The 26,285-nt window shown below is 71.6% G+C and carries 19 protein-coding genes; 7 read left to right on the top strand and 12 right to left on the bottom strand.

Features of this window, described 5'->3' with window-relative positions:
- The 6 genes from AB7V09_RS08660 to AB7V09_RS08685 all read right to left on the bottom strand — a co-directional run bounded on the left by AB7V09_RS08660 (window position 1) and on the right by AB7V09_RS08685 (window position 11,669).
- Window positions 1–984 carry a phosphatase PAP2 family protein gene (locus AB7V09_RS08660; protein ID WP_075375309.1) on the bottom strand — a complete coding sequence of 328 codons (984 nt, stop codon included), beginning with the start codon at window positions 982–984 and terminating at the stop codon, window positions 1–3.
- Between the two features lie 68 nt (window positions 985–1,052).
- A complete protein-coding gene (locus AB7V09_RS08665; protein WP_419143515.1) occupies window positions 1,053–2,417 on the bottom strand; it encodes a class C sortase in 1,365 nt (454 codons plus the stop codon).
- 205 nt (window positions 2,418–2,622) lie between these two features.
- Entirely contained in the window at window positions 2,623–4,224 is a 1,602-nt protein-coding gene (locus AB7V09_RS08670) for a SpaH/EbpB family LPXTG-anchored major pilin (protein WP_009747618.1), read from the bottom strand.
- An 89-nt stretch (window positions 4,225–4,313) separates the two neighbouring features.
- On the bottom strand, window positions 4,314–8,495 hold the full coding sequence (locus AB7V09_RS08675; protein ID WP_419143516.1) for a SpaA isopeptide-forming pilin-related protein: 4,182 nt from the start codon (window positions 8,493–8,495) through the stop codon (window positions 4,314–4,316).
- Window positions 8,496–8,880: 385 nt separating this feature from the next.
- Window positions 8,881–10,572: a DUF7059 domain-containing protein gene (locus tag AB7V09_RS08680; protein ID WP_419143517.1), complete on the bottom strand. Its 1,692-nt coding sequence runs from the start codon at window positions 10,570–10,572 to the stop codon at window positions 8,881–8,883.
- A gap of 86 nt (window positions 10,573–10,658) precedes the next feature.
- Window positions 10,659–11,669, bottom strand: coding sequence for an MsnO8 family LLM class oxidoreductase (locus tag AB7V09_RS08685; protein WP_314157364.1), 1,011 nt, complete (start codon window positions 11,667–11,669; stop codon window positions 10,659–10,661).
- A 305-nt stretch (window positions 11,670–11,974) separates the two neighbouring features.
- Between AB7V09_RS08685 and AB7V09_RS08690 the strand changes: the two genes are divergently transcribed.
- Both AB7V09_RS08690 and AB7V09_RS08695 read left to right on the top strand, forming a co-directional pair.
- Complete coding sequence (locus AB7V09_RS08690; RefSeq protein ID WP_003787904.1) at window positions 11,975–12,553, top strand: peroxiredoxin; 579 nt, start codon at window positions 11,975–11,977, stop codon at window positions 12,551–12,553.
- A 54-nt stretch (window positions 12,554–12,607) separates the two neighbouring features.
- Window positions 12,608–13,138 (top strand): carboxymuconolactone decarboxylase family protein, encoded by a 531-nt coding sequence (locus tag AB7V09_RS08695; protein ID WP_003787906.1) that lies wholly within the window; start codon window positions 12,608–12,610, stop codon window positions 13,136–13,138.
- A gap of 107 nt (window positions 13,139–13,245) precedes the next feature.
- On the opposite strand, the gene AB7V09_RS08700 is transcribed toward AB7V09_RS08695, so the two are convergent.
- From AB7V09_RS08700 to AB7V09_RS08715, 4 genes are all read right to left on the bottom strand, one after another.
- Window positions 13,246–13,758 (bottom strand): PH domain-containing protein, encoded by a 513-nt coding sequence (locus AB7V09_RS08700; RefSeq protein WP_009747236.1) that lies wholly within the window; start codon window positions 13,756–13,758, stop codon window positions 13,246–13,248.
- Window positions 13,759–13,841: 83 nt separating this feature from the next.
- Window positions 13,842–15,164: a type II secretion system F family protein gene (locus tag AB7V09_RS08705; protein ID WP_419143518.1), complete on the bottom strand. Its 1,323-nt coding sequence runs from the start codon at window positions 15,162–15,164 to the stop codon at window positions 13,842–13,844.
- Complete coding sequence (locus AB7V09_RS08710) at window positions 15,161–16,417, bottom strand: TadA family conjugal transfer-associated ATPase (RefSeq protein WP_419143519.1); 1,257 nt, start codon at window positions 16,415–16,417, stop codon at window positions 15,161–15,163. Before AB7V09_RS08710 ends, AB7V09_RS08705 begins: the two co-directional genes overlap by 4 nt.
- Window positions 16,405–17,619: a cellulose synthase operon protein YhjQ/BcsQ gene (locus AB7V09_RS08715; protein ID WP_419143560.1), complete on the bottom strand. Its 1,215-nt coding sequence runs from the start codon at window positions 17,617–17,619 to the stop codon at window positions 16,405–16,407. The genes AB7V09_RS08710 and AB7V09_RS08715 overlap by 13 nt, the downstream gene beginning before the upstream one ends.
- Window positions 17,620–17,986: 367 nt before the next feature.
- Between AB7V09_RS08715 and AB7V09_RS08720 the strand changes: the two genes are divergently transcribed.
- Window positions 17,987–18,916 (top strand): HAD family hydrolase, encoded by a 930-nt coding sequence (locus AB7V09_RS08720; protein WP_419143520.1) that lies wholly within the window; start codon window positions 17,987–17,989, stop codon window positions 18,914–18,916.
- 45 nt (window positions 18,917–18,961) lie between these two features.
- Here AB7V09_RS08720 and AB7V09_RS08725 read toward each other — a convergent pair whose 3' ends face one another.
- On the bottom strand, window positions 18,962–19,939 hold the full coding sequence (locus AB7V09_RS08725; RefSeq protein ID WP_419143521.1) for a Fic family protein: 978 nt from the start codon (window positions 19,937–19,939) through the stop codon (window positions 18,962–18,964).
- 196 nt (window positions 19,940–20,135) lie between these two features.
- On the opposite strand from AB7V09_RS08725, the gene AB7V09_RS08730 reads away from it, so the two are divergent.
- The 4 genes from AB7V09_RS08730 (at window position 20,136) to AB7V09_RS08745 (ending at window position 25,072) form a co-directional block, all read left to right on the top strand.
- On the top strand, window positions 20,136–21,074 hold the full coding sequence (locus AB7V09_RS08730; RefSeq protein ID WP_419143522.1) for a hypothetical protein: 939 nt from the start codon (window positions 20,136–20,138) through the stop codon (window positions 21,072–21,074).
- An 89-nt stretch (window positions 21,075–21,163) separates the two neighbouring features.
- On the top strand, window positions 21,164–23,965 hold the full coding sequence (locus AB7V09_RS08735) for a hypothetical protein (protein WP_419143523.1): 2,802 nt from the start codon (window positions 21,164–21,166) through the stop codon (window positions 23,963–23,965).
- A gap of 61 nt (window positions 23,966–24,026) precedes the next feature.
- The gene (locus AB7V09_RS08740) at window positions 24,027–24,749 is read left to right on the top strand and encodes an AzlC family ABC transporter permease (protein WP_075379061.1); all 723 of its coding nucleotides are present in this window, start codon (window positions 24,027–24,029) and stop codon (window positions 24,747–24,749) included.
- Window positions 24,749–25,072, top strand: coding sequence for an AzlD domain-containing protein (locus AB7V09_RS08745; protein WP_419143524.1), 324 nt, complete (start codon window positions 24,749–24,751; stop codon window positions 25,070–25,072). The genes AB7V09_RS08740 and AB7V09_RS08745 overlap by 1 nt, the downstream gene beginning before the upstream one ends.
- Here AB7V09_RS08745 and AB7V09_RS08750 read toward each other — a convergent pair.
- Window positions 25,053–25,847: a TMEM175 family protein gene (locus AB7V09_RS08750; protein WP_419143525.1), complete on the bottom strand. Its 795-nt coding sequence runs from the start codon at window positions 25,845–25,847 to the stop codon at window positions 25,053–25,055. The genes AB7V09_RS08745 and AB7V09_RS08750 overlap by 20 nt on opposite strands.
- Window positions 25,848–26,285: the final 438 nt, after the last annotated feature.

Consider the following 26,285-nt stretch of genomic DNA (forward strand, 5'->3'; position numbering starts at 1 on the left):
TCAGTCGCGGTGGCGGGCCTCGTGCTTGCGGCGGGTGCGGCCCCAGTCGGTCAGCGAGACGAGCGCGGACAGGGCCAGGCAGGTGACGCCGACGACGGCCACCGACCCGGTGGCGTAGGCGCCGAAGAGCTGCCAGCGCGTCTCCGGGCCGTCCAGGTGCCACCACACCCAGGCCCCCAGGCCGAGCGCCCCCAGGGTGCACACGATGCCGGCGGCCGCCATGAGAATGTTGCCGAGGAGCTGGTGCCACAGGCGCGGCCCGGCGGCCGTCACCGGGATCGTCCCCACGGTGGTCAGCCCGGGCACCTCACCGGAGCTCTCCTCCCCGGTCCCCTCGCGCAGGGACCAGGGGGCGCGCCAGGCCCCGCCGGCCACGGCGAGGGCGCCCCAGGCCACGGGCACGAAGATCCCGGCCAGGACGTCGGAGGGGCGGTGCCACTGGCACACGAGGGTGGAGTAGCCCATGGCGATGGTGAACAGTCCCCCGGCCCAGGCCGACAGCGGCCGCCAGCGCCGCCCGGACAGCAGGATGAGGGCGACCGCGGCCGAGGCCGCCATGGTGGTGTGCCCCGAGGGCAGGGTGTTGGCGTTGTCCCAGCGCTCGGTGATGTTGAAGTCGGGCCGCCACAGGAACTGGTACTTGAGGATCTGGGTAGTCAGGTTGGCCCCGACCACGGCGACGACGGCCCACACCGCGCGCCGGTGGCTGCGTCGCAGCAGACCGATGACGAGGATCGTCACCACCAGGACGACCGCGGCCGGCATGGACACCACCGACAGGAGCCTGCGGGCGTGGGCGCTCACGTAGTGCGAGCCGATCTCCGAGCCCTCCAGGGCCATGGCGTCGAGGGCCTGGCCGGTGTGGGTGAACACGAACAGCCCCCACAGGCCGAGCGTCGCCGCCAGGCAGGACAGGGCCAGCAGGCCCCCGCGCAGGCGCAGCTGCCCCAGGGAGCGGGAGGACTGCGACTGAAAGGAGGCCACCGGCCGATCGTAGGTTCTCGAACGCACCAACCAATAGGAAGTCAGCAGCGATTCCTGTGCGGGACTGCTCACGACTCACGTGCCTTCAGGTCGCTGAAGGGGTCCTCCCCCTGGCCGCCTGCGGCCGGGGTGATCGGCCCGTAGGGGGAGGCCGTCCTGGGGGCCGGCTGCTCGACGGGAGCGACCTGCGGGTCCTGGGAGGCGTCGCTTCCGGCGCTCTGCCTCGCGGCGGCCGATGGGCTGATGACCTCGAGCTCGCTGGTGTCATCGGTGAACTGCGCATCGGCCCCGGCTGCCCCGGCGGCCCCGGCGGGGCCGACGACGTCCTGCAGGGGGCGTCCGGGCCAGCGCTCGCGCGCACCGTCGTCGAGTGAGTCATCACCGCGGCCTGCCTCGCGGGCGGCTGAGCCCTTGACGGCTCGCCCGGCGGCACCACGGGTGCGACGACGACGCGTCCACCACAGGCGCACGAGGATTCCGACGACGACGGCCAGGATGATGACAACGGCCACGATGATGGCCTTCATCCAGGTCTGCATGGGGGCGGGCAGGGCCTTGGCCTCCTCGGCCGCGGCGGCCGTGGGGTCCATGGGGACGCGCTCGCCGGTGACCAGGAGGCGGTGGGAGTTGACGCCGTAGGGCGTGCAGGTGATGAGGGTGACCAGGTCGCGTCCGGGGACCTTGCGCAGGGAGTCGGTCTCCTCGGGCTTGACGACGGTGATGTCGTTGACCTCGTACTTGAGGGTCTGCCCCAAGGAGGAGACGTAGAAGACGTCGCCCTTCTTGAGCTGGTTGAGGTTGTCGAACATGGTCGCGGTGGAAAGCCCGGTGTGACCGGTGAGGACCGAGTGGGTGGAGGGGCCTCCGATCGGCAGGCTCGTGCCGAACAGGTGCCCGACTCCCTCCGTCAGGGTGCGGCTGTCGGTGCCGTGGTAGATGGGCAGGCTCACGTGGATGGAGGGGATGACGATCCGGGCCATGACCGGGTCGATGTCCATCTCGTGGAGGTAGGCCTGGTACTGGGGGGTGTCGGGGCGCTGCGACTCGAGCCAGGGGTCGAGGATCGGCGCGCTCTCCAGGTTGTTGTTGTAGGTCTCGGCGGAGGCGCGCTCCTTGGCGACGGTGTCCGGCCCGGCCGAGTTCACCGTGGCGGTGTACATCTTGGCCAGGCGCTGCTGCTCGTCGTTGTTGTGCTGGGTCGCCATGACCGGGTACAGGAGGACGGCGACGCCGACCAGGACCAGGACCAGCGGCAACCAGGTCAGGAAGCGCTCGCGCAGGACCTTGCGTCGGGCCGCCTTCTTCGGGTCAACCTCCGAGGAGCCGGGGCCGTCCGGGCCGGACTGCACGGCCGCGCCGTCGGGCTCCCCCTGGGCCTGGTTCGTGCGGGACTGGGAGATGCGGTCGCGAAGTGATGGGAGTAGCGCTGTCACGGAGAACCGTGCCTTCCTGCGTCGGGTTGTCTGCGGAGCTCGCTGCGAGAGACGGTGGGGATCGGTTGTGGGTTTAACGATTGGCAGGGAGGATCCCTGCGACGCCCGTGTGGGGGAGACGGGTTCTCCCGCCTCCCCCACACGGAAGCAGTCAGCGTGATGACGGCCGGCTGGGGCCGGTCACCTCAGTGGCTGCCAGAGGCTGTCAGTGCTTGGCAACGTGACGGCGCTTGTTGGCGTAGGCGACCACCGCGCCACCGGCCACCAGCAGGGCGCCGGCGACGGTCAGGAAGATGACGCCGTTGGCACCGGTCAGCGGCAGGCGGAAGCCGGCGTTCTTCGGGATGTCGGTCACGGTCAGGTTGGTCGGGGCCTTCGCCTCGGCGTCAGCGGCCAGGACCCGGAAGGGGATCGGGTCGGCCTGGAGGGTGTAGCCCTCAGGCGCCTTGGTCTCCACGAGGCAGTAGTGGTCCTCGTCGGTCAGCTGGTCCTTCTTGGCACCGTTGACGTAGTCGTTGGCGCGCAGGTAGTTGATCTCCACGGTGCCCTGGCCGGCGGTGGTGAAGGTCTTCTCCCCACCGACGGTCAGCGGGTCGACGGTCGGGGTGCTGGGGTCGGAGTCACGCAGCGTGGCACCGCTGGCGGTCTTGGTGCACTCGTAGACCTGGAACTGGGCGCCGTTGTACTTGGTCTTGTCGGCCAGGTCGTCCGTACCGGTCTTGGTGACGACCACCTTGCCGTACTTGGAGAGCACGGGGGTGGTGGGGATGCCGGGGATGTCCGTGGTGGTACCGGGGTTGTTCGGGTCCCAGGTGAAGTTGGGGCTGTCGTTGGGGATGAGGCCCGCGGTGTTGGACAGGTCGCCCTCGAGGTTGACGGCGGCGTCGAACTTGGCGGTCAGGGTCACCTCGATCTTGGTGTCACCGTTGCCGTTGTAGCGCGCCTCGGAGGCCTTGCGACGGCCCTCCTCGGTGAGCTGGATGGTGGCCCAGTTGTGGTCCTTGCCCTCGGCGGTGATGAGGGTGTAGTCGGTGCCGTTCGCCAGGGTCACCTCGTTCTGACCGACGATCTTGACGACCGGGGTGAGGGCGTCCTTGTTGATGCGCTTGTCGAGGCGGTCAACGACCTCGTAGCGCTTGATACGTGCACCGCCGGGGTAGTCCACCTTCGGGATGGAGGTGGTGATGGTGTAGGTGATGTCGCGCCCGGAGCCGGGGGCCGGCTTGTCGGTCACCTGCTTGTCCACACCGGAGAGGGTGTTCTTGGGGTAGACGTGGACGTTGTAGTTCCACTTGGCGGTGTCCTGCGGGTTGGTCATCGGCAGGGTGACGACGAAGTCCTCGGCCGGGATGACCTTGTCCGGGGTGCGCGTCTCGCTGACGAGGTAGGCACCGACCTCGGTCTGGGCGTCGGTGAAGGAGGCCAGACCGTCAGCACCGGTGGTGATCTTCTGGGTGGTGGCACTCTTGAGGGCACCGGCCTTGACCACGTCACCCTTGAGGTCGGCGAGGGTCTTCCAGCCGTCGTAGGTGGTCAGGTCGACGTTCAGCTTGGTGATGGTGAACTCGACGTCGGAGACGGGCTTGCACTCGGCCTGGGGGTCCTCGTTACCGGTCCCCTCCTTGACGCCGTTGGTGTCGGTCTGCTCGCACTTGTGGACGGTCAGCGTGGTGGCCGCGTCGGGGTCGATGGTGGAGCCGTTCGGGTCAGCGGGTGCCGCCGCGCCGGTCGGGGCGACGAGCGCGCCGGCGGCGAGCGTCATCGCAGCGGCGAGGCCGAGGCCCCGGCGCGTGTTGAGGGAGTGCATTTCTGTTCTCTCCTGTGTTGTTGGGATGAATGAGGGATAGAAGGGGTGACCCGCGCGCGACGGAGCGGAGTCGTGGGTTCTTCTCGCGATCAGGCTGAGCGCCCGAACGAGGAAGTCTTTCGTTGACGCAGTGCCAGCAGGCCGGCGCCGGTGATGGCCGCGATTCCGACGGCGATGTTCATGCCGATTCCGCGTCCACCGGACAGTGGCAGGGTGCCGATCTGGAGGTCTCGGACGGTGATCGTGTCGTCGGACTTGCTGGCCCCGCTGCGCGAGACCGTCAGGGCCGAGCCGCCGGGAGTGGCGGTGATGAGCTCGATGCCCGTGTCGGTCACCTTGAAGCGGGCCGGCTTGGCCATGAGCTGGTGCCCGGCGGGAGCCTTGGTCTCCACCAGCCAGTACTCGCGGTTGATGGCCAGTCCCGTGGTGGTGAAGGATCCGGTTCCCTTGCCGCCGGTGAAGGTCACGCCGTCGGTCAGGGGCTTGGCACCCGGGGTGGAGGGATCCATCGGGTAGATGTCGAAGGCCGCGTCATCCAGGGGGCCCTGGCTGCCGGTCTTGACGATCGACAGGATGCGCTTGCCGGCATTGGGCGAGACGTTGGCGCAGGCCACGTCGTGGTCGGGCCGGGTGTCGGAGTCCTTGCCAGCCTGAGGAACGACCTTGTTGTACAGGCCGTGGCCGGGAACGAGGCGATCCTTCTCCGTGGTGCAGGCCAGCAGCTCATCGCTGTATCCGGCGGCCGACGGGTCGATCTTCACCGTGAAGGTGACGGTGTAGCGAATCGTCAGGCCCGAGTAGAGCTTCTCGTTGTCGGACAGGCGGTAGGAGCCGTCGGGCTGGGCCTCGACCGTCCGGGTCGGTCCCATCTCGCGCTGCACCTTGACCAGGGTCGGGTTGAGCCCGGGGGCGAAGGAGGGCTTGTCGTTGATCGGTCCGGTGGACACGGTCAGCGATCCCTCGTTGACCACGCTCACGGTGTAGACGACGTCGAAGGTCGAGCCGTTGCCCGGCTGGGTGGTGACCTCCTTGGAGAACTTCAGCTTGCCGTCGGTGGACAGGCAGCCGTGGTTGTTCCCCTCGCCGTCAGTGTCGCCTTCCATGGCGATGGTGTTGACCAGGCCGGAGGGCTTGCCGTCGGCGCGCTGGTGACCGCACTGGAAGTCGGACTCGTTGTAGCCCGGGGTGTTCTCGCGAACAGTGAAGGTCATCTGCATCGTGAAGGTACGGCTACCACCATCGGCCCCGGCCCGAGGAGCGGCGGCGAGGCTCTCGCCGGTGCCCCCCTTGATGAGGGTGATCGGTCCGTTGAAGGTACCGGTGGCGTCGTTCCTCCCGGGGAGGGTCACGCCCTGGGCGTCAACGCCCTTCTCCAGAATCCGCACCTTGTGCAGGTAGGTGCCTGCGGGCATCTGCGGGGTGTCGGTGAGGTCGGCGACCACCGGGCTGGCGACCAGCGAGGTGTTGGTGACCGTCACCGTGTAGCTGGAGGTGAAGGTGCCGTCACCGTTACGGACCACGTCAAGCGGGGTCTTGGAGGCCTTGAACTGGGGGTTGGCGGGCAGGGTGCCGCAGGCTGCGGCCTCCTTGGGCTGCCCGTCGCCCTTGGTGGTCACCGAGGCCTTGTTGTAGACGGCCTTGCCCTGACCGACGGCGCCGGGGGTGCAGGCTCCCTGGATGCCGGGCAGGCCGGCGTCGGGACCGGAGACGTTGAGCACCACCGTGTAGATGTGCTTCTGGCCCGCGGGCAGGGAGATGCCGGTCTTGACGTAGGGCACGCCGGCCTGAGGCGTCTCCGTGCCGGTGATGGCGCCACCGGAGATGCTGACCTTGTGGACGGTGACCCCGGTGGGGACCTGCCAGGCGTCATTGAGGTCGTAGGTGAGGCCCGCCTTGGCGGAGGGGTTGGTCACCGTGATGGTGTAGGTCTGGTCGAAGGTGGTGCGACCGTTGACCTTCTCGGTGCTCTTGGCGACCTTGGCGAAGGTCTTGTCGATACCGGCGTGCGGGACGACGGAGTTGACGACCTTGATCCGCACGGCTCCCTGCGAGGAGTCGGGCACGGTGAAGGTGACACCGCCGGCGTTGCCGTTGGTCGGGGCCACGGCGGTGGAGGCGAGCTCCCGCTCCTGGTTGCCCGGGTTGGTGACCACCTTGAAGGCGGCCGGGTCCTTCCAGCTGACGCTTCCGCCGGCCGAGGTCCCGGGCTGCTTGAGTCCCCTGGCGTCACGAGCATCCTCGGTGACGGTGCAGGTGGCGCCCACGCGCTGGGCGGGCAGGTCCGCGACGTTGCCCTTGGCATCCACCGTGATCTTGCCGGTGGAGGCACCCTTGCCATCGGGACCCGGGGTGCAGGTGTAGCTCAGGGAGTAGGAGCCGGCCGTGGCGGCGTCGGAGGCGCCCTCAACGCTCTTGACCGCACTGACGGGGGTCTGCTGGGGCTTCTGGTGCACGACGCAGGTGACGTTCTTGCCCTCGCCCAGCACGAACTTGTTGTCCGCGCTGACGGGCACGTTGCTGCCGTCGTCGTTGGTGCAGACCCAGGGGCCGTTCTGCGAGTACCCATCGGGGCCGTTGCCCGAGGACAGGCCGTAGGTGCCGCCGGCGGTGTAGACCTTGCTGACGGCGGGCGTGCCGCTGGCACCGGTGATGGTCTTCTGCCCGAAGAGCCCATCGGTGGCGGGCTTGGCGGTCAAGGTCCACTGCTCGGGCCTGGCGCTTCCGCCGTCGACGATGTTGACGAGGGTGACGCGCCCACGGCCGACGACGTACTCGTTGTGCCAGACGCACTTGACGGCGACCTCGTCCTGGCGCTCGGCCAGCTGGGTCTCATCGAGGCGGATGGTGCGCTGGTCGAGGTTTACGGAGTCGGACTTGTCCAGGCGGGTGGTTCCGTCGCGGCGCAGCAGCGGGGCGGCGCCGTTACTCACCGTGCAGCTGACGTCGCGCAGGAACCAGCCGGTGGACCAGACGTCACCAGTCGTCCGGTCGACGGCGGCCTGCGGGGTCGTGCCAGCCTCCTGCACCGTGGCGGCGTCGTTGGGGGCCAGCAGGGTGTAGTCCTTGGGGTCGACGTCCTCACCGCCCCAGGTGGGGGTCAGGGACTTGGGGGTCCCCCAGTTCTTGGCGCCGAAGGTTCCTTCCGGTGAGACGTTGACGTAGTCGAAGGTGGGGATCGTCAACGACCCTTGAACCGATGAGTCCGCCTTGACGTCCTTGGCGAAGGTCACCGGACGCTCCTGCTCGATGGAGCCGTAGAGGCAGCCGAAGGAGACGGCCCGCTCACGGGTAATGAAGCGGTCCTCCAGCTGGGACGCCTCCTCCTTCTCCAGGTCGGCGCGGCACTGCTGGTTGTCTCCGTTGTTGACGAATCCCCACAGCTTGAGCTTGTACTTAATGCCGGTGTTGGGGTCCGTCCAGGCGGTGTCGGAGCGGTCGGACTTGATGTCGAGGATGTCGTCGGCGCAGCTGCGTCCGTTCTTGTCAGTGAAGTCCTGCGTCATGGAGCCGTTGAACCAGACCAGGGAGCCGTTCTGGTACATGTAGGTGTAGGTGGACCCGTCGTAACGGCCAACCCTCCCGTTCCGGTCATAGGCGTATTGCGTCCTCACCGACTGCTGGTCAGTGCCGTAGTCGCCGATGATGAGCTTGCCGTTCGAGTCGAGCTTCCCGGTGCACGTGTTGGTGGTGTCGAACTCGGTCCACGGGAAGTCGGCCTGAATCGTCTGGGCGGTGTTGACGTTGAAGCTGCCGTAGTAGGTGGTGCCCTTGCCCCGGGAGGGGTTGGTCACGGGGCTGTCGTCGGAGTAGATCGGGCTGTTGACGTGGCGCATCTTCCCCACAAGGAAGACGTTTCCGGCCTTGACGCTCGTGGTGTTGGAGGGCTGGAAACCCAGCGAGGTCTGCTCATCGCCCGGCTCGCCCTTGTAGTAGGTGGGGCAGGGACCGTCAATCGTTTTGCGCCCGTAACCGACCGCCGCGTACTGGCCGCTGCTGCCGTGAACCGAGTCAGTCCAGTAGTTGTTGGAGCCCGGCGTGTAGCGAGTGCAAGCACGCGCGTATGCCCACTCCCACGGGTAGGAGTTGTAGCTGTACCCGTTCGCCGCTGTGTCGTTCACACGATCAACCGTGTCAACGGTGCGTACATAGGCGATCTGCACCGCGGTGTCCCCCAAGGGAATGGTGAGGTCATTGGTGGAGGCATCCGCGGGAGGCGCCGTCCACGGGAGCGACACCATGGTCACCAGGACGATCGCAAGAGAACCGACCACCGCACAGAATCTGTGCAGTAGTCCTTGGCGCCCGCGCTGTGGGCGACGTGATGACTGGGACATGCCGATGATTCCGATCATGAGGGATGGGTGCGCGGGGAGCGCACGACAACTGTGACTGCCGAGGAATGTAGGTCATCCGACCTCTTCCCCAACACCTCAGAATCGGCTCACGGGGCAACAATCACGCATCATTGCACGCCGCAGACACTTTCCCTTGAAATGACGCGGAACGGCGTGGGTTTCAGTTGTATCTCATTGATGACGGAGGCGTCACGACAATAGAGGAAAGACAACAACAAACCCGCAAATGTCTCAGAACGGAATCATACCCACCGGGAGTTCACCATCATCCATTTCCCTCAAAGCCCCATTCAGTCCGTCGTCACTTTCCTGGGTGCAGGAATCCTGTGGTCAGGAGATGACGGGCCGCCTCAACCATCTCCGCGCGCAGCGCGGCCGCGTCGGCTGCGTTCAGCTCACTGAGGGCGGCGACCGCGGAGGCGACCTGCCCGACGCTCAGCTCGCCGTCGGCCACCCCGGCCAGGGCGGCCACCGCCGTGGATGCCTGCAGAGTGCGTCCCAGCCCTCCGCCCTGACGCAGCAGGATGACCGTGGGCTCGGCCGCCCCCGGGATGAGGTGACGCTCCTCGGTGACATCGGGGGCCAGGAGCGGGCGCAGGTCGCCGACGGCCTCGTCGTCGAGGCCGGCGAGCCGCTCGCGCACCTCCAGCACCTCGGCGACGTGGGGTCCCAGGACCCCCTGACCGGAGGTGGTCACCTCCTCCAGGAGGCGCCAGGGCTCGCGGGGGCGCCCGGGACGGTGGACGATCAGGTAGCCGAAGCCGACGCCCCGCACGTCACGGGCCTCGAAGTCGTCGATCCACGCCTCCAGGGCGGCATCGAAGGCCCCCGGGTCGCGCTCGGGGGTCAGGCCGCCGTCGCGCAGCCACATGGTGGCGTACTCCACCGGGTCCTGAAGCTCGCGCTCAAGGATCCAGGCGTCGAGCCCCTCGGGGAGCCAGGCGGCCACGACCTCGCGCCACGAGCCGACGCCACGGTGCTCCCAGTTGCCGAGCATGACGGCGGTGGCGCCGGGCTCGAGGTGCTTGGCGAGTCCGGCGACGAGCCCCGGCAGGATGGGGCCGCCGGCGTCGCGGTACTCCATGAGGGGCAGGCCGGCCTCGCGTACCGCCGGCGGGGTGAGGACGAAGGGCGGGTTGGAGGCGATGAGGTCGAAGCGGCGACCGGCCACCGGCTCCAGGAGGGAACCGCGCAGGAGCTCCAGGCGGCCGGCGTCGGAACCGGACTCGGAGGCGGCGTCGGCCTCTGAGTCGAGGCCGGAACTGGGGGCGATGTCGGAGCCGGCGCCTGGAGCACCGGTGACGCTCACGCCGGCCAGGGCCGTGTTGAAGGCGGTGAAGGCCAGGGCGCGCGCGGAGATGTCGGTGGCCACCACGTGCTCGGCGTGACGCAGCAGGTAGAGGGTCTGGATGCCGCAGCCACAGCCCAGGTCCAGGGCGGTGCGCACGGGCGTGCGCGGGGTCAGGCCCGCCAGGGTGAGGCCAGCGCCGCCGACGCCCAGGACGTGATCGGGGGCCAGGGCCCGGCCGGTGACGAGCTCGCCCAGGTCGGAGGCCACCCACCAGCGGACCTCACCGGCGTCGTCGACGGCCTCGTGGGGGCGCAGGTCGACCAGGGCACGGACGCACCCGGACTCGTCGGGCTCGCCGACCAGGCCGATGGCAGTGGCGCCCGCCGCTGTCGTGCGAGGCAGGGCGGCGTCGAGAGCGGTGGCGGGGACCGGATCGCCGAGCATGAACAGGGCGGTCAGGACGGCCACGGGCGAGGGGGCGGCCCCGGCGGCCAGGGCGGCGCGCACGGCTCGCAGGGCGGGCAGGCGGATCTCGCGGCGCAGGGCGGCGTCGGCGGCCTCCCCCAGGAGGACGGCCACCGCCTCCACACCCCAGCCGGAGTCGGCCAGGTCGGCCCGCAGGCTCGTCGCCTGCTCGGGCGTGGCCGCCGGAGGCGGGAAGGAGGAGGACTCAGAGGCGGACCGGGCGCTCGCGGGGCTCATGGAACCGACCGTAACGCGGGGCGCCGCTCATCTCCGGAGCCCCGCCGCACGGGAGGGCGCCAGAGCGCCCAGGGCTCCCCGCCGGCTCACAGGAGACGGGCGGCGAGCTCGGCGTACTGGCGGGTCCTGACCTCGACGTCGTCGATGTAGCTGATGAGCATGACCTCCTCGGTGCCGTGGTTCTCGGCGAAGGAGGACAGGGCCTGGGCGACCTCGTCGTAGGTGCCCACAATGATGGCGGTGTCGCGCTCGAGGTAGCGCTCGACCTCGGCGCGGTAGGCGGCGTCGAGGGTGGCCGGGTCGCGGAAGCGCATGGGGCGGCCGGTACGCAGGCTGAATCGGGCGTCGGCGGCCACGAGGGCCTGCTCGCGGGCCTCCTCGCGGGTGGCGGCGGCGCTGACGCACAGGGCGGAGAGGGTCTGGCCCCCGTGGATGGAGCCGCGGCCGGGGCCCTCGGGGAGGTGGGCGCGGTAGTGGTTCATGATCTCGACCTGCTGGCGGCCGGTGAAGAACTGGGCGTAGGCGTAGTTGAGGTCGTGGACACCCGCCCAGGCGGCCGACTGGCCCGAGGAGCCCAGGAGCCAGACCTCCGGCATCTGGGCCGGGAGGGGGCGGACCTCGACAGAGGCGTAGGGGTGGGTGGCGGGAAGCTCGTCGCGCAGGAGGGCGACCGTCTCCTCGATGAGGGCGTTGATGGCGTCAGGGTCGATGACGCGGCCCTGGTTGAGGGCGGCAGCCGCACGCATGTCCCCGCCGGGGGCGCGACCCAGGCCCATATCGACGCGGCCGGGGTGGAGGGTGGCCAGGGTGGCGAAGCGCTCGGCCATCTGGAGCGAGCCGTAGTGCATGGCCATGACGCCGCCCGAACCCACCCGGATACGGTCGGTGGCGTCCAGGATGTGCATCATGAGCAGGTCGGGCGCCGAGGACAGGAAGGAGCCGGTGCTGTGGTGCTCGGCCAGCCAGAGGCGGTGGTACCCGGACTCCTCCAGGCCGCGCCCCAGGCGGACGAGGTCCCCCAGGGTGCGGCGGACGTCTCCCCCCTCGAAGAGAGGAACCTGCTCGAGGACGCTGATCCGGCTGAGACGAGGACTCATGGCTTCTCCTGACCTGGTTGCGCGGGGGTGCGGCAACAGTGGGGCAACAGTGGGGCAACACCGCGGGGCGGTATCTCATTCCGCCGGGGCGGGCTGGAGCAGCCGGGCTCCGGCCGGGTCACCGCGGCGTCACCAGATAAGGCGCACCTTCTTAAAAATAGGAGATGGTTTAGTTGCGCCTATGGCGCTGGCGCCTTACGGTTGGATCGACGGAGCCGCCCCGCACCGGCCCCACCCGGGCCGGTGCAGTCCAGCCCAGGCCCGCACCAACTCGCACCGCGATTCGCATCATTCAGGAGGCACCCATGGCCGTTCTCACCATCGGAGACCAGTTCCCCGCCTACGAGCTCACCGCCGTCGTCCCCGGCAACCTCAAGGAGGTTGAGGCCAGCAAGCCCGAGGACTACTTCACCACCGTCTCCTCCCAGGTCCCCGCCGGCACCTGGCGCGTCGTCTTCTTCTGGCCCAAGGACTTCACCTTCGTGTGCCCCACCGAGATCGCCGCCTTCGGCGACCTCTACCAGGACTTCAAGGACCGCGACTGCGAGGTCGTGGGCGTCTCGGTGGACAACGAGTACACCCACTACGCGTGGCGCCGCAGCCACGACAAGCTCCAGGACCTGCCCTTCCCCATGGCCAGCGACCTGAACCGCGAGCTCACCGAGGCCCTGGGCATCAAGCGCGCCACCGGTGAGGCCGACCGCGCCACCTTCATCATCGACCCCCACAACGTCATCCAGTCGGTCTCCGTGACCGCCGACTCCGTGGGCCGCAACACCGAGGAGGTCCTGCGCCAGCTCGACGCCCTCCAGTCCGACGAGCTGTGTGCCTGCAACTGGCAGGCCGGCGCCGCCACCATCGACGCCCTGGGCCAGATGGGCTGACGGGCCACCCCGTCCCCCGACCTCATCACCTGAACGACGACGAAACGAGAACCCATGAGCATTGACAACCTGCGCTCCGCCCTGCCCGAGTGGGCCAAGGACCTCTCCCTGAACCTGTCCACCCTGTCCCGCTCCTCCTCGCTGACCGAGCAGCAGCAGTGGGGCACCTTCGTGGCCGCGGCCGCCGCGACCCGCAACGAGTCCGTGCTGGTCCAGGTCATGGAGGACGCCCGCACCCACCTGTCCGAGGAGGCCATCAGCGCCGCCCTGGGCGCCGCCTCCATCATGGCGATGAACAACGTCGCCTACCGCACGCGCCACTTCCTGGGCTCGGCCTACGAGAACGAGCGCATGGGCCTGCGCATGAACATCATCGGCACCTCCGGTGGCGTGGAGAAGGTCGACTTCGAGCTGTGGAGCCTGGCCGTGTCCACCATCAACGGCTGCGAGAAGTGCGTGACCGCCCACGAGGCCACGGTGCGCGGCGAGGGCCTGAGCACCGAGCAGGTCTGGGAGGCCGTGCGCATCGCCGCCACCCTGACCGGTGTGGCCCAGGCGGTCGGCGTCGTCGAGACCCTCGACTGACCCGATCACCACGATTCAGACGGCGGCCGCCGGCTCCCTCACTGGGGGACCGGCGGCCGCCGTCTTTGTCTGCGTATCTGCGCCCTGTATCGACGCCTCGGTGCCGCTCAGCTGCGGGGGTCGGCGTCGATGGCGCCCTGGGTGTCGTTGAAGATCAGGTTGGAGATCTCGACCTGGACCGTCTCCACGTGGGGGACGTCGTGCAGGAGGAGCGGGTCGTCGGCGGAGGTCTGCAGGGCCAGCGTGCCGCAGCCGAAGAAACGGTCGGCGACGTCCTTGTCCAGCTGGATGTCGGAGATCCGGGTCAGGGGCAGGTCGTGGCCGATGCGGCTGATGATGCCGGAGCGGGTGATGATGCGCTTGGTGGTGATGGTGTAGGTGTGCATGTACCACTGCAGCCAGGGCAGGAGCAGCAGGGGGACGCTCGCGACGAGGATCACCACCCAGATCGCCACGATGCCCCAGGGCTGCCAGCTGGTGGGGGCCATGACCGAGGCGACGACGCCGACCACGAGCAGGAGGATCTCGACGACGAACCGCCACAGGAGGACCTTGATGTGGGTGTGCATGTGCCGCACCACGACCTCGTCGCGGCTCAGCAGCTTCTTCGACAGTGCCATGCCCCCATCGTGCCAGGCCGCCGGGGCTCGCGCACCCAAGAGGGCAGGAGTACCCGCTTGAGCGTGCCTCGGGCGGGGCGCCTTCACCCACTGAGCATGCTCATGCCGACCGAGGCGACGACCGGCGCGATCCCCAGGATGACGAAGGCCGGCAGGTGGCAGGCGCCCAGCGGTAGGACCAGGCGCACCGCGAGGCGCTCGGCTGCCTCCTCGTCGCGGGCATGCCTCCCCGCGCGCAGGCTCGCCGCCGTCGCCGCCAGGAGGGCGGCCGGTGAGGCCCCGTCCTCCCAGCCGGGACGCAGGCAGGACTCCAGGCGGGATCGCCGCGCCCTCCACTGCTCGTCCTCGGGCGCCTGCCAGGCCTCCTCCCACGGGGCGCCCAGCAGCAGGGCCCGCCCCACGACGCCGGCCCCCTCCTCTTCCAGGGCCGCGCCTAAGGCGGTGAGCACCCCGGGCACTGAGGCACCGGCACTCAGGGCGGCGGCGGCCAGGTCCAGGACCAGGGCCTCGTCAACGACCTCGCCCTCGGCCGTCGCGGCGCGGATGAGGCGCCTGGTCACCAGGTGCCCCACGACCATGAGCCCGATACCCAGCGCCCCTGCAGCGCTGCCGAGTCCGCCGTCGAGCAGGAGGGAGGCGGGGTCGGCGCCCACGAGCATCCCCAGCCCCAGGCCGACCACGGGCAGGCAGGCCAGGAGCCGGGCGGTGCTGCGGGGGCCGGCCAGGGCGGCCCGGCGGGAGGCCTCGGCGCGACCGGACTCGGCCACCCCGCCGGCCACGGTCTGGAGGATGTCGGCCAGGGGCGCCCCCAGGGCGGTCGACAGGCGGCAGGAGGCGACGGCGCCCGGCACCCCGGCGGCGGTGGCCCGCCTCTGCCGGGCCCGCCGGCCTAGCGGGGGCGGGTGCCAGCGCAGGCGCCCCTGGCTCCATCGGGGCAGCCACGAGTCGTGCTGAAGGTCCGCGAGCGCGCGCAGCACGGGTGGGACGCCGTCCTCGTCGGGCTCGGCGCCCTCGGTGAGGCCGGCGCGCCGGCAGGCTCGCGTCCAGGCCCGCTGCGGGGTCGCGCCGGCGCGCAGGAGGCTGGCGACCTCGGTGAGCAGCAGGCCGAGGTTCGGTTCTGGTGCCCCGGTACGTCGGGAGTGCAGCGCGTCGAGCGCCGCCTGCCGCATCGTCGGGCGTGCCTGGGCCTCGGGGGTGCCCGTGGTCCAGCCGCGGGGCAGGTCGCGGCGGGCCGGCAGCAGGAGCACGGCGGCGGCCAGGGCGACCAGGACCGCCGCGATCCAGGCGCCCGGCACCGGGCCTCCCACCGTCCCACCCACCAGCCCAGTCAGGTGGGCCGCCGGGGGTGGGATCGCGGCCGTGCCCGTCACGCAGGCCATGCCCACCCAGCTGGTCACGCCCGTCATACCGGTCTCCTCTCCCCCGCCCCGGGCAGTCCGTCAAGGCCGGTGCGGGCCAGGGCCTGTGGGCCGATCCGCTCCCGCAGTGCTGATACGGCCGGGCCGGGTCTGAGTCGGCCGTCGCCCGTCACGTGCAGGGCCTCCTCGCAGATGAGAACTGCTCCGGCCGGGCTCGTCCCGCGCCGCAGCACTCCGATGGAGGCGACGTACCGGCGTGCCCCGGTGGTGCCGGCCTGCCGGCGCAGGTGGACGACGGCGTCGAGGGCGCTGGCCGCCTGGGCGGCGACAGCCGCCTCGTCGAGTCCCGCGAGGGCCCCCAGGGCGGTCAGGCGGGCGGGGACGTCGGCGGGAGAGTTGGCGTGGAGGGTGGCCCAGCCGCCCTCGTGGCCGGTGTTGAGGGCGGTGAGGACATCACGCACCTCGGGGCCGCGGCACTCTCCCAGCACGATCCGGTCGGGCCGCATGCGCAGGGCGGTACGCACCAGGGAGGTCATGGCGACCGCCCCGACGCCCTGGACGTTGGCGCCGCGCTCCTGGAGGTGGACGACGTGGGGGTGGCGGGGGCGCAGCTCGCTGGCCTCCTCGATGCACACGATGCGCTCGGTGGCCGGGACGAGTGAGAGCAGGGCGGCAAGGAGGGTGGTCTTGCCGGTACCGGTGGCGCCGGTGACCAGACAGCTGGCGCGGCCGGTCACCAGGGCGGCCAGGACCTCGTCCAGGCCGGGGGCGATCGTGCCGGCGGCGGTCAGCTCGTCCAGGGTGAAGCCGCGGCGCCGCTTGGTGCGCAGACTGATGAGAGTGCCATCGGCGCTCAGGGGCGGCAGCACCGCGTTGAGTCGGGTGCCGTCGGGCAGGGTGGCGTCGACGACGGGGCAGGCGTCGTCGAGGCGCTTGTGCGCGGAGGCGGCCATGCGCACGGCCAGTGCCCGCACCTCGGGCTCATCCATGGCGGCTGCGGGGACCGGTTCGAGGCCGCGCCCCCGGTCGATCCAGGTGCGCCCGTCGCTGACGAGGACGTCGGTGACGCCCTCGGTCTCGATGAGGGGCTGGAGGATCGGCCCGGCGCCGTCGACATCGGCGCGCACCCTCTGGCCCAGGCGCGCCATCCCCACCTGTCCGGTGGCGGGGGCGGCGGCATCGTTGAGGGCCTCCTCCAGACCCACGCCGCGGGCCAAGGCGCTGCGGACACGGGCGAGCTCGGGGCCGTCTGCCCCACCCCCGCCGGGGGCACCCGGCTGACCGGGACTCACCGGGACCATGACTGCCTCCTGGACTGATCGCCTGACTGATTCACTGACTGGCTCGTTGGCCGGCTCGCCGACTGATTCGCCAACTGGTTCGTTGTGCGGGTCTCCGACGCTGCGGCGTCGGCGAGCCGGGGCAGCAGCTCGCGGGCCAGGGCGCTCGCGGCGCGCCGGAGGGCCGAGCGGGACCGCACCGGGTCCTCCCCGAGGGCCAGCCGCTTGGCCAGGACCCGGTCGGTGGGCACCTGCCCCAGGACCGGGCAGCCGGTGATGAGCTCGAGGTCCTCGGCGAGGACGTCCTCACCCACCTGGCGCGCCACGAGCCAGACCGGCACCCCAGCAGCGGCGGCGTCGGCCGTGGCGGCTTCAGCATCGGCGGCCACGACAGCGGCGGGCGCCGGGCCCCGCAGTCGCGAGGCGATGCTCTCGGCGGCGACGGCCGAGCGCAGGTCGAGTCCGGTGACGATGAGGACCCCGGCGCCCGGCGGCGGGGACGCCCCGCGGGGCAGGTCCACCAGCACGACGTCGTGCTCGGCCCGCATGGCCTCCAGGACCGCCTCAGCGCAGGGCAGGGGGCCTCCGCGCACGTCCCCGGTGAGGACCGGCATGGCGTGCCACACGGGCAGGGCTCCGACGAGGTGGCCGGGCCGGAAGGCCGACTCTTCGGCCGGCAGGTCCGCCCAGCGCAGTCCGGTCAGGACGCTCTGCCCGCACAGGAGGTCCAGGCCGCCGGTGGGGTCGAGGTCCATCATCGCCACCCGTCTGCCCGCGCGGCCCAGCGCCCACGCCAGGTGCAGCAGCAGGACGCTGGCCCCCAGGCCCCCGCGGGCGCCGGTGACGGCCAGGACCTGGGCGGGGCGCCCCGAGCGCGGCGCCCCCGGGCTCCTTCTCCTCTCCCTCGGCTGCGTCTCAGCACCGGACTGCGCAGGCTCACCGGAGGAGGGCCTCAGGGGAGGGAAGGAGACGTCTCGGCCGTCCCACACCGGCCTGCGCCCCGTCGCCGGTCTGACCCGGGCCGCCTGCCTCGCCCTGGCTCCTTCCGTGGCCTCCGACGTCGGGTCCTTCTCCTTCGGCTCTGGAGCCGCCGCGCCCCCGGACGCCGCCACTGCCGGGATGGTCAGCGTCTCCTCCGACTGCGCCGATGTCCCAGGCAGCTGCAGCTGCCCCGGCTGCCATGCGCCGTCCCCCGCGGGAACGGGCGTCTGCCTCACAGGCATCTCCACCGGCATCGCCCTCTCCTTTCGGTTCCCTCACTGTCTCCCCGGTCGTGCCCACGGCCGGCCGTTGCCACAGCCGCCTCCCGGCTCCCCGGCCGGTACCCCGCACGAGTGGTACGGCGATACTGCGGCGCCGCCGCCGGCGGCTCTCCACCAGGGTGCGGGCCCGTCCGCGGCTGCGCCCAGCGACGTCGTCGGCCCTGTGGAGGAGGGGCGCAAAGGCACGCCTGTGGCCCCGCGCCCACCGCGTCCCACCGCGCCTCACCGTGGCCCGGGGCCGCCCAGCGCGGCAGCCTCGGCGACGACGCAGGCAACCGAGGGGCTCACACGCCTGACACCGGAGCTCCCCTCGTGATGAGATGGGTCCATGAGCGCGCAGGACCGCGCAAGCGCCCCCTCCCGACTGCCGGCGACGTCACCAGTGACGGCACCGACCGCCCCACCGGCTGCGCCGGAGCTCCCGCCTGCCGGGCCGGCCCCCACCGGGCACCGTGCGGCGGCCTACTTCGACCTGGACAAGACGATCCTGGCGACGTCGTCGACCTGGGCGCTGGGGACCCCGATGCGGCGCAGCGGCCTCATCTCCTCCCGCGCCCTGGCCTACGGGCTCATCGCCCAGATCCCCTACCTCCTGGTGGGAGCCGGCACCCAGCGCTCCAGCAGCCTCATGGAGCACCTGGCCCTCATGTCGGCCGGCATCAGCCGCCGGGACCTGGTGGAGGTCGTCGAGGGCGCCCTGACCACGGCGATCGAGCCGGCCGTCTACGCCGAGGCCCTCGACCTCATTGAGGGCCACCGCCGGGCCGGGCACGACGTCGTCGTGGTCTCGGCCTCCATCTCTGAGATGGTCGCCCCCATCGCCCGCCTCGTCGGGGCCGACCGGGCGGTGGCCACCCACATGGAGGTCGGCGAGGACGGTCTGTTCACCGGGCGCATCTCCCGCTCCATGCTGCACTCGGAGAAGGTGGTGGCGCTGCACGAGGACGCCGCCGCCCACGGCATCGACCCGGCCCGGTGCTGGGCCTACTCCGACTCGATCTCCGATGAGCCGATGCTCAGCGCCGTCGGCCATCCGGTCGCCGTCAACCCCGATAGGGACCTGCGGCGCCTGGCGCAGGAGCGGGACTGGCCGGTGCGCGACTTCGCCCGCCCGGTGCGGCTGCGGCCGCGCTGGGAGCCGCCGAGCCTGTCGACCCAGGCCTCGGTCATCGCCCACGTGGCCGGCGTGCTGGCCGTCGGGGGCACCGCTGCCTGGCTCATGGCTCGACGCCGCCCGCGCGGCGCCCGCGGCCTCTGAGTCCTCCGGCCGGGCTTCGGTCCGGGCTCACCTGGGCGGCCCGACTCACCCGGCCCGCCAGGTGCCGGCCTGCACCGCCCGGCACAGGCGCTGGGCCTCCTGAACCCCCGCGAGCACCGCCTCGGCCTGCCACACCACCCAGGCCACCACCCCGTCCATGGTGCCCGAGGCGTAGGCCCCGGCGGCCTCGGTGTAGGCCGCCGGCACCCGACCGGGGTAGAGGTCGGTGACGGCCGTACCGGTCGGCTCGAGCCCGTCACGCACCAGGAGGTGACGCACGAGCAGGCGCCCCACGGCGGCGTTCCCGGCGGTGAAGGGGCGGGCGGCCAGCATCTCGGCGTGCACGATGGCCGCCCGCACCAGCGCCGGCGCCTGCGGCGCCTCGATGAGATCGACCAGTCCCGCCAGCCTCACCGCCAGCTCCTCGCCCTGCGGCGCGACCCCAGGACCGCCCTCCCGGGCACGCACCTGCCGGGCGCGCGGCACACCGACCTCCCCCAGGCCCACCCGGCCGCCGGCCGCCAGGGGGCCGACGACGTCGCGGTGCAGCGCCGCCAGCAGCGAGCGCGCCGGGGGCACCACCGGCCGTCCCCGGCCCACCAGGTCCGGCATCCAGCCGACCAGGCGGGTCCCGGCGCGCCACAGCCCGGCCACGGCGTCCAGGCCCGGGTCTCCGGTGGCGGCCTGGGTGAGGGAGCCGGCGACCACCTGCTCGCGCAGGACCTCAGCGGAGACCACCGCGCCCTCGACGCCGCCCGAGGCGATGGCACCCCGGATCGCGGCCTCGGCGCGGGCCTCGCGCCACCGGCGTCGCAGGGCCTCGTTCCAGCGCAGCTCGGAGCAGGCCTCACGCACCGCAGCCTCGGCGGCGCGCACTCGCTCATCGGCGGCCACGACCCTGAGCGCCTCCAGCGCCGGATCCTCGGGCGAGGGGGCGCCGTCGGCGGAGGACCCGGCCCGCGCACCTCCGCCGACCCCACCGATAATCAACCCGTCGGTCGGCGTTCCGGGGCGGCCCGTCACGCCCCGCGCCACGGGCCTCCCGGGCCCCCTGGGTCCCCTGGGCTCCGACGAACCGATCCCCACAGACATTCGCACCACGCCCCCACTGTGGCACACCACGGTCATCGCCGGCCACAGACGCCCTCAGGCGCCCCCCCCTGGCCCCGTATCCCGAGGAAACCAGCACGAGGCGAGCGCACCCCCTAGACTCGATCAGGTGAGTGACTCCCCCTCCCATGACGCACCGGGCTCCGGCCCGCCGCCCGCGACCCCTGGCGCATCGGGTCGGCCACCGCGCAGTCGCCGCCCCGACTACGTGCTCACCGCCGTCGTCGGAGTCCTCTTCTCCCTGGGCGCCTCCGCCCTGCTGGGCCTGGCCGCCGACCAGACCTCGATCCTGCGCACCGGCCTGCTGCTCGGCGCCCTCCTCCTGCTGTCCGCCGCCGCCGCCGTGCTGTTCGCCAGCCGCTCCTCGCTGGGCGCACTCGTCACCGGACTGACCGCACTGACCGCCCAGTCGATGGTCTTCCTGGCCCCCATTCACGCGGCCTCCTTGACTGAGCCCTGGCTGCAGCAGCTCGTCAGCACCGGTTTCATGCTCACCCTGGCGGGCCTGTGGCTGGGTGGCTCCTGGGGGATGCGCCAGGCCCGCCGCGCCGGCCAGGCCCAGGGGCACGCCGCCTTCCGCCTCACCGAGGCCGACCGGACCGTGGGCTCCACTCCGACGCCGCCGCCCTCGCGCCGCCGCGACCACCTCCTGTCCCTGCCCTGGGTCATCGCCGGGCTGGCGCTGGCGGCCTTTCTGCTGCCCCGTGCCTACCTGCGGGCAGTCGCCCCCGGTGTCCAGACTGGGCCGCTGCTGATCGCAGCCGTCCTCGTCTCCCTCCTGGCCCTGGCCGCGGCCGGCGCCTCGACGGCCCGCTCAACCCTCGGTGCGCGCGTCATCGGCCCGGTTCTCGTGCTTGCGGCGGTGCCCACGCTCAGTAACGGTATGATCCCTGGCGGCCACCTGGTCTCCAGGCTCCTGCCGCACGGCCCGAACGCCGTCGTGCTCGCCGCCATCGGCATCGAGCTCATGGCGATCGGCTGGGGAGCACATGTGGCTCGCCGGCAGGGCCGCGCCAACGCGCTGGCCAGGCTGCGTTCCGGCGTCTGAGGGGCCCACGCCCGAATTCGTGTCCTGGAGATGACCGGCCCCATCCGGCATCCCCCTCCTACTACCGTGTGCATGCGTAAGGAGACCTCGTGAGCACCGACAACACAGACCGCACCGCGCCGCAGGCGCCCCTCGCCTCCGACGACGCCGCCCCGTCCTCCCCAACGACGTCGACGCCCACCGCGCGGACACAGGCCACGGACCAGCGTTCAGAAGAGGTGACGGCCAACCCGACCGATCAGCCCGCCGCCTCGCCCTCCCTCGCGAGCTTCATCGGCAAGGCCAACCGGGTCTCCCAGTCCTCCTCCCCCGCGCCTCAGGCACCGGCCGGCAAGGCCGCTGCGGCCGGTGCCGGCACCGACGAGGCCGATACCGTCGAGGCGGTCGATACGGTCGATGACGCAGCCCACGACGGGGCCGGAGAGAAGGAGGCCGAGGCCACTGACGACGGGGGCGACACCCTCAACCTCCGCGAGCAAGCATCCTTCCCCGCGGCCGGGGACCAGGCCGCTGCGGGCGCTGAGTCCGTTGAGACCACCAAGACCACTGCCGCGGGCGCTCAGGCAGCTCCAACGCCGTCCGAGACCGTGACGCGCAGCGACGAGGCCGTCGCGCCGACGGTCAGGACCGCTGAGGCCGCCGGGATGCCGCCGTCGATTCCGCCGCCGTCGGAGCCCGGCGAGGTGGGCGACGAGGTGGACGATGAACAGACACCGGTCGCCGTCGAGGCCACAACGACCACGGCTCCTGAACCCGCCGCAGTCCTCACCGGTTCCACGGTCTCCGCCGGCTCGGCCGTCACCGCCCCGGAGACGTCGTCGCCCGCCCCGATGGACGATGTGGATGACGAGACCGAGGCGCCGGCCCCGACGGTCAGCGCCGAGCCCCTCAGCCGGCCGGCCGACCGACCGACCACGGCAGCCGCCACCGCGCCTGCAACCACAGAGGCCGCGGTCGCGCAGGGACCCGCCTCCGTGACCGACACCGCCGAGATCGCCGAGACCGCCTCAGTGTCGGAGGGCCGCATCGAGGTTGAGGACTTCGAGGCGTTCGACGACGTCGAGGACCTTGAGGACGTCGACGACATCGAGGACTCAGCCGAGGGCGATGACCTCGAAGGCCCGGACGTGGACGACGACCGCACCCCCGAGACCCCGGCGATCCCCACCCCCGTGACCGGCTCCCCGGCCGTGAGGGCCGTACCCGTCTCGGTGGCCACCGGTGCGGCCCGAGCCTCGAATGGGATCACGGACGCCACCCCGCCGACCCCCTCCGCCGCAACCAGCACCGCGGATGCCGCCGTCAGCCTGGACGACACTGACAACACCGACGTCGACGACATCGATGGCTTCGACGGCGAGCACAACGCGGAAACCGGCGAGGCCGGCGAGACCGAGCAGGCATCCGATGCCGACGAGGACTCCAAGGACAGTGCCGAGAAGCCTACTGAGAACGTTGCCAAGGAGGCTGCGCAGCCGGCCGCCACCTCGGAGCCCGCCTCGGCTCCCTTCCCGACAGCCCCCACCGCACAGCCCTGGAGGCCGGTCCCGCCGGCCTCCGCCTCCCAGACGCCCACCGACACGACCGCAGCAGCCGACGCAGCCGCCATCGAGGACGTTGAGGACGTCGACAACACCGATGACGGCTTCGCGCCCATCGAGGCCCCCGCCGTCTCGGCGGCCTTCGCGGCTCCCGCCGCGCCGTCGGCGACCGTGACGACACCGGCCGCCCCGTCAGCGGACTCGCCGGAGCCCGCCTCATCGAGCCGGCCCGGGGCCGAGCCGCAGGAGCCGGCGTCAGCGCCGTCAGCGACCTCGGCGCCATCGGTGCCCGCATCGACGTCACCGGCCGAGCCGGAGGCGGCAGCGCCGGTGAACGCCGCGGCGGACAACCGCCCCTCGGCCCCGTCCTGGCCGGCGACCCCCGCGGCTCAGCTGGCCCGGACGGGCTCCGCCGCCAGCGCCCCCTCGGCGCGTTCCACCGGGGCGGCGCCCTCCGCCCACCCCGCCTTCTCCTCCGGTACCCCGTCCCCCACCGCCTCAACGGAAGGGATGGGCGCAGGGCTGGGAGCAGCCCCCCGGGCCGCCGCCTCCCCGTACATCGAGCACTCCAGTGACCGCCCCGAGGTGCCTGCCAGCACACCGGCCCCCGCCGCCACGAGCGCCCGGGACTACCGCCCGACCCCGGCAGCCTCGCCGTCGGCCCCCTCCCCGCAGCAGACGCCCGACTGGTTCGCAGCCGCCCCCACCGCCCGGGGCCTGTCCGCGAGCGCCGACGCCGGTCAGAGCGACGACCCGGAGGAGCGCGGCCGTTCGCGGGCCCGGCAGGCCGCCATGGCCATGACCGGCGCCGAGGAGGAGGACGACGCGATCCTCCTCAAGGGCGCCAGCGCACTGAGCGCCCCGAGCTCGCGAGTCGAGACCCACTGGGCCGGGGTGCTCATCGCCATCGTCCTGTTCCCTCTGGCCTGGTTCCTCGTGCACGACGGCGCCGCCACCCTGACCGGCGGCAACCCCTCGGCCTGGCCCTCGGCCGCCTCCCCGATGGGCGCGCTGGAGATCCTGGGCGGGACCGCGGCCTGCGCCGCCGCCCTGTTCATGATCTCTCGCTCCTCGCTGGGGGCCTTCGTCGTCGGCGCCCTCAGCACAGTCATCGGCCTGCCCTTCATCCTCATGCCGGGGGTCACCAAGTCGATCCTGGGGCCCACGGTCAATCGGCTTCAGGCCCACTCCGACCTGGGCAAGGCCCTGTCCACCTACGTCATGGACGACGGCCTCTCGGGCCGCTTCATCCTGATGGGCGTGCTCACGATCATGGTCGCCGTCGTCGGCCACGTGGCTCGCCGGTCCGGGCAGCGCACGCAGGACGAGGGCCGCGGCCCGCGTGACTGATCCCGACACCACCCCGACGCCTTCCGGGGCCGAAGAGGCAGGAGCGCCGTCGGCTCGGCGGATGCAGACCCTCGCCGATGCGGCCCGGGACGCAGTGCCCATCGTCGTCGGATACGTGACGCTGGGGCTGGCGGCCGGGATGCTGCTGGTCGCCGAGGGCCTGGCCTGGTGGTGGGCGCCGGTGTGGAGCCTGGTCATCTACTCCGGGACCATGCAGATGCTGCTGGTGCCGCTGGCCGGTGGCGGCGAGCCGCTGGCGGCCATTGCCCTGTCCACCGGTTTCGTCTCAGGCAGGCACGTCTTCTACGGGCTGGGCTTCCCCCTGGAGCGGGTGCGTGGCAGGGCGCTCACGCGCCTCTACGCCGTCCACGCGATCACCGACGAGGTCTACGCGCTGCTGGCGGCGCGCGACCGGCGGGCCATGAGTGGGCGCTACCTGGTGGGCGTGGAGGCGATCAGCCACGCCTCCTGGGTCTCGGGCACGACCGTCGGGGCACTGGCCGGCACGGCGCTGGCCTCCGTGGTGGGTGAGCGCATCGAGCTGCTCGGTTTCGTGCTCACGTCCCTGTTCGTGGTCCTGGCCATTGAGAACTGGCGCAATCACCCCGATATCGGGGTGCTGTGCGTGGGGCTGGTGGCCGGCGGGGTCGGCCTGGCCATCGGTGGATCGGCGGCACTGCTGACCGCGCTGGTGATCCTCGCCGTCGGCCTGGTGGGGCTGTACGCCTGGCGCGGCCGCCGCCCCGGGGCAAGCGCGCCGGAGCCCGGGCGGAGGGACAGCTGATGCTCACCAACCCGCAGATCGCAGTCGCCGTCGTGGTCGTCACCGTCATCACCTTCGTGTGCCGGATCGTGCCCTTCGTGCTGCTGCGCGGGCGTCAGGACAGTGCGGTGCTGGCCTTCCTGTCCCGGGCGATGCCGCTGGGGGTCATGATCGTCCTGGTGGCCTACACGCTGGGTGGGGTGGGCCTGTCGCCGTCGAGCTGGCTGCCGGCCGCCGCCGGGATCGGAGCGACGGCGGGTCTGCACCTGTGGCGGCGCTCCATCGGGCTGTCACTCATCGGCGGCACCGGCGTGTACGTGGCCCTCAGTCTCCTGCTGGGCTGACCCGCCGCGGCCGGTGGCCGACCATGTAGAAGACGATGAGGGCCACGTAGGTGACCACGCTCAGCCAGGCGCTGACCATCCCCAGCAGCGCGGCCAGTGCGTAGAGCCACGGCCCCATCGCGAAGCGCCGGGTCATGGAGCGCACCTCCGCCTCGGATACCCCTGCTCGCAGGCGGCCACGGTCCCGGATGGAGGCCCGCCACAGGGCGTTGAAGAACAACCCGCCGACCACCATGACCATCCCGTAGAAGACGGCGCCCGTGCGCTCGTCGTGGCCGGACTCCAGGGACCGGGTGAGGACCGAGGTGGCGAAGGGCAGGAAGGCGACGTCGAGCAGGAGGAAGAGGTTGCAGATGAGCATCCACTGGTCGACGCTGCGCACCCGCACGAAGATGGCGTGATGGTTGAGCCAGACCTGCCCCACCAGGAGGAAGCTGAGGACGAAGCCCACGTAGCTGGGCCACAGGGAGGCCAGGGAGTGCAGGAGGCTCCCGCCGCCGTCGGGCAGCTTGATCTCCAGGCTCAGCAGGGTGATCGCGATGGCGATGACCCCGTCGCTGAAGGCCTCCAGGCGTCCGGGTGAGACGGGCGCCGACTCCTCCTCCCCTTGAGTGCCGCCGGCCCCAGCGGCCGCGCCCTCCTTGGGTGCCGGGTCAGTAACCGGGTCTGTGGCCCCGACATCCGCATGCGCGCACCCGCAGGAGTCAGTGCGGGCACCCTCGGCGAGGTCATCGGCAGAGCCATCACCCGAGTCATGGTGGCGCTGGGCAGTCATGCCTTCTCCTTCCCTCCGCGATCAGGAGCGATGTGGAACCCGATCGTCATCTCCGGCCGTGCTCCGGGAGCCGGTTCACCCCGGCACATGTCCATATCGGTGACAAAGAGGATATCCAGGCGCTCATAACGTCACCTGAACCGCGGAATCATTGCGCCGCCGGGGACATTCCAGTACCGGCGGGGACATTCCTGTACCGACGGGGACAATCGACGCCGTCGGGGACCGAATTCCTGTCCCCCAACGCGCATCTTGTCCCCGCCCGAGACAACACGCACCCAGCCGCGCAGAATGTCCCCGGCCACTCGAGAACGCCCCCACCAGGAGACACCCCGCACCAGCGGGGACACTCCAGTACCGACGGGGACATTCCTGTACCGACGGGGACAATCGACGCCGTCGGGGACCGAATTCCTGTCCCCCAACGCGCATCTTGTC

The sequence above is a fragment of the Actinomyces sp. SKVG-SVH-4(1) genome (genome assembly GCF_048514265.1).
Taxonomy (GTDB): Bacteria; Actinomycetota; Actinomycetes; order Actinomycetales; family Actinomycetaceae; genus Actinomyces; species Actinomyces oris.

Bases quoted from the DNA above. Each gene is read 5' to 3' on its own strand.
- AB7V09_RS08680 (WP_419143517.1), bottom strand. From the start codon at position 10,572: ATGAGCCCCGCGAGCGCCCGGTCCGCCTCTGAGTCCTCCTCCTTCCCG.
- AB7V09_RS08740 (WP_075379061.1), top strand. From the start codon at position 24,027: ATGCAGACCCTCGCCGATGCGGCCCGGGACGCAGTGCCCATCGTCGTC.
- AB7V09_RS08750 (WP_419143525.1), bottom strand. From the start codon at position 25,847: ATGACTGCCCAGCGCCACCATGACTCGGGTGATGGCTCTGCCGATGAC.
- AB7V09_RS08715 (WP_419143560.1), bottom strand. From the start codon at position 17,619: ATGCCTGTGAGGCAGACGCCCGTTCCCGCGGGGGACGGCGCATGGCAG.
- AB7V09_RS08700 (WP_009747236.1), bottom strand. From the start codon at position 13,758: ATGGCACTGTCGAAGAAGCTGCTGAGCCGCGACGAGGTCGTGGTGCGG.
- AB7V09_RS08705 (WP_419143518.1), bottom strand. From the start codon at position 15,164: ATGACGGGCGTGACCAGCTGGGTGGGCATGGCCTGCGTGACGGGCACG.
- AB7V09_RS08720 (WP_419143520.1), top strand. From the start codon at position 17,987: ATGAGCGCGCAGGACCGCGCAAGCGCCCCCTCCCGACTGCCGGCGACG.
- AB7V09_RS08745 (WP_419143524.1), top strand. From the start codon at position 24,749: ATGCTCACCAACCCGCAGATCGCAGTCGCCGTCGTGGTCGTCACCGTC.
- AB7V09_RS08685 (WP_314157364.1), bottom strand. From the start codon at position 11,669: ATGAGTCCTCGTCTCAGCCGGATCAGCGTCCTCGAGCAGGTTCCTCTC.
- AB7V09_RS08670 (WP_009747618.1), bottom strand. From the start codon at position 4,224: ATGCACTCCCTCAACACGCGCCGGGGCCTCGGCCTCGCCGCTGCGATG.
- AB7V09_RS08710 (WP_419143519.1), bottom strand. From the start codon at position 16,417: ATGGTCCCGGTGAGTCCCGGTCAGCCGGGTGCCCCCGGCGGGGGTGGG.
- AB7V09_RS08695 (WP_003787906.1), top strand. From the start codon at position 12,608: ATGAGCATTGACAACCTGCGCTCCGCCCTGCCCGAGTGGGCCAAGGAC.
- AB7V09_RS08690 (WP_003787904.1), top strand. From the start codon at position 11,975: ATGGCCGTTCTCACCATCGGAGACCAGTTCCCCGCCTACGAGCTCACC.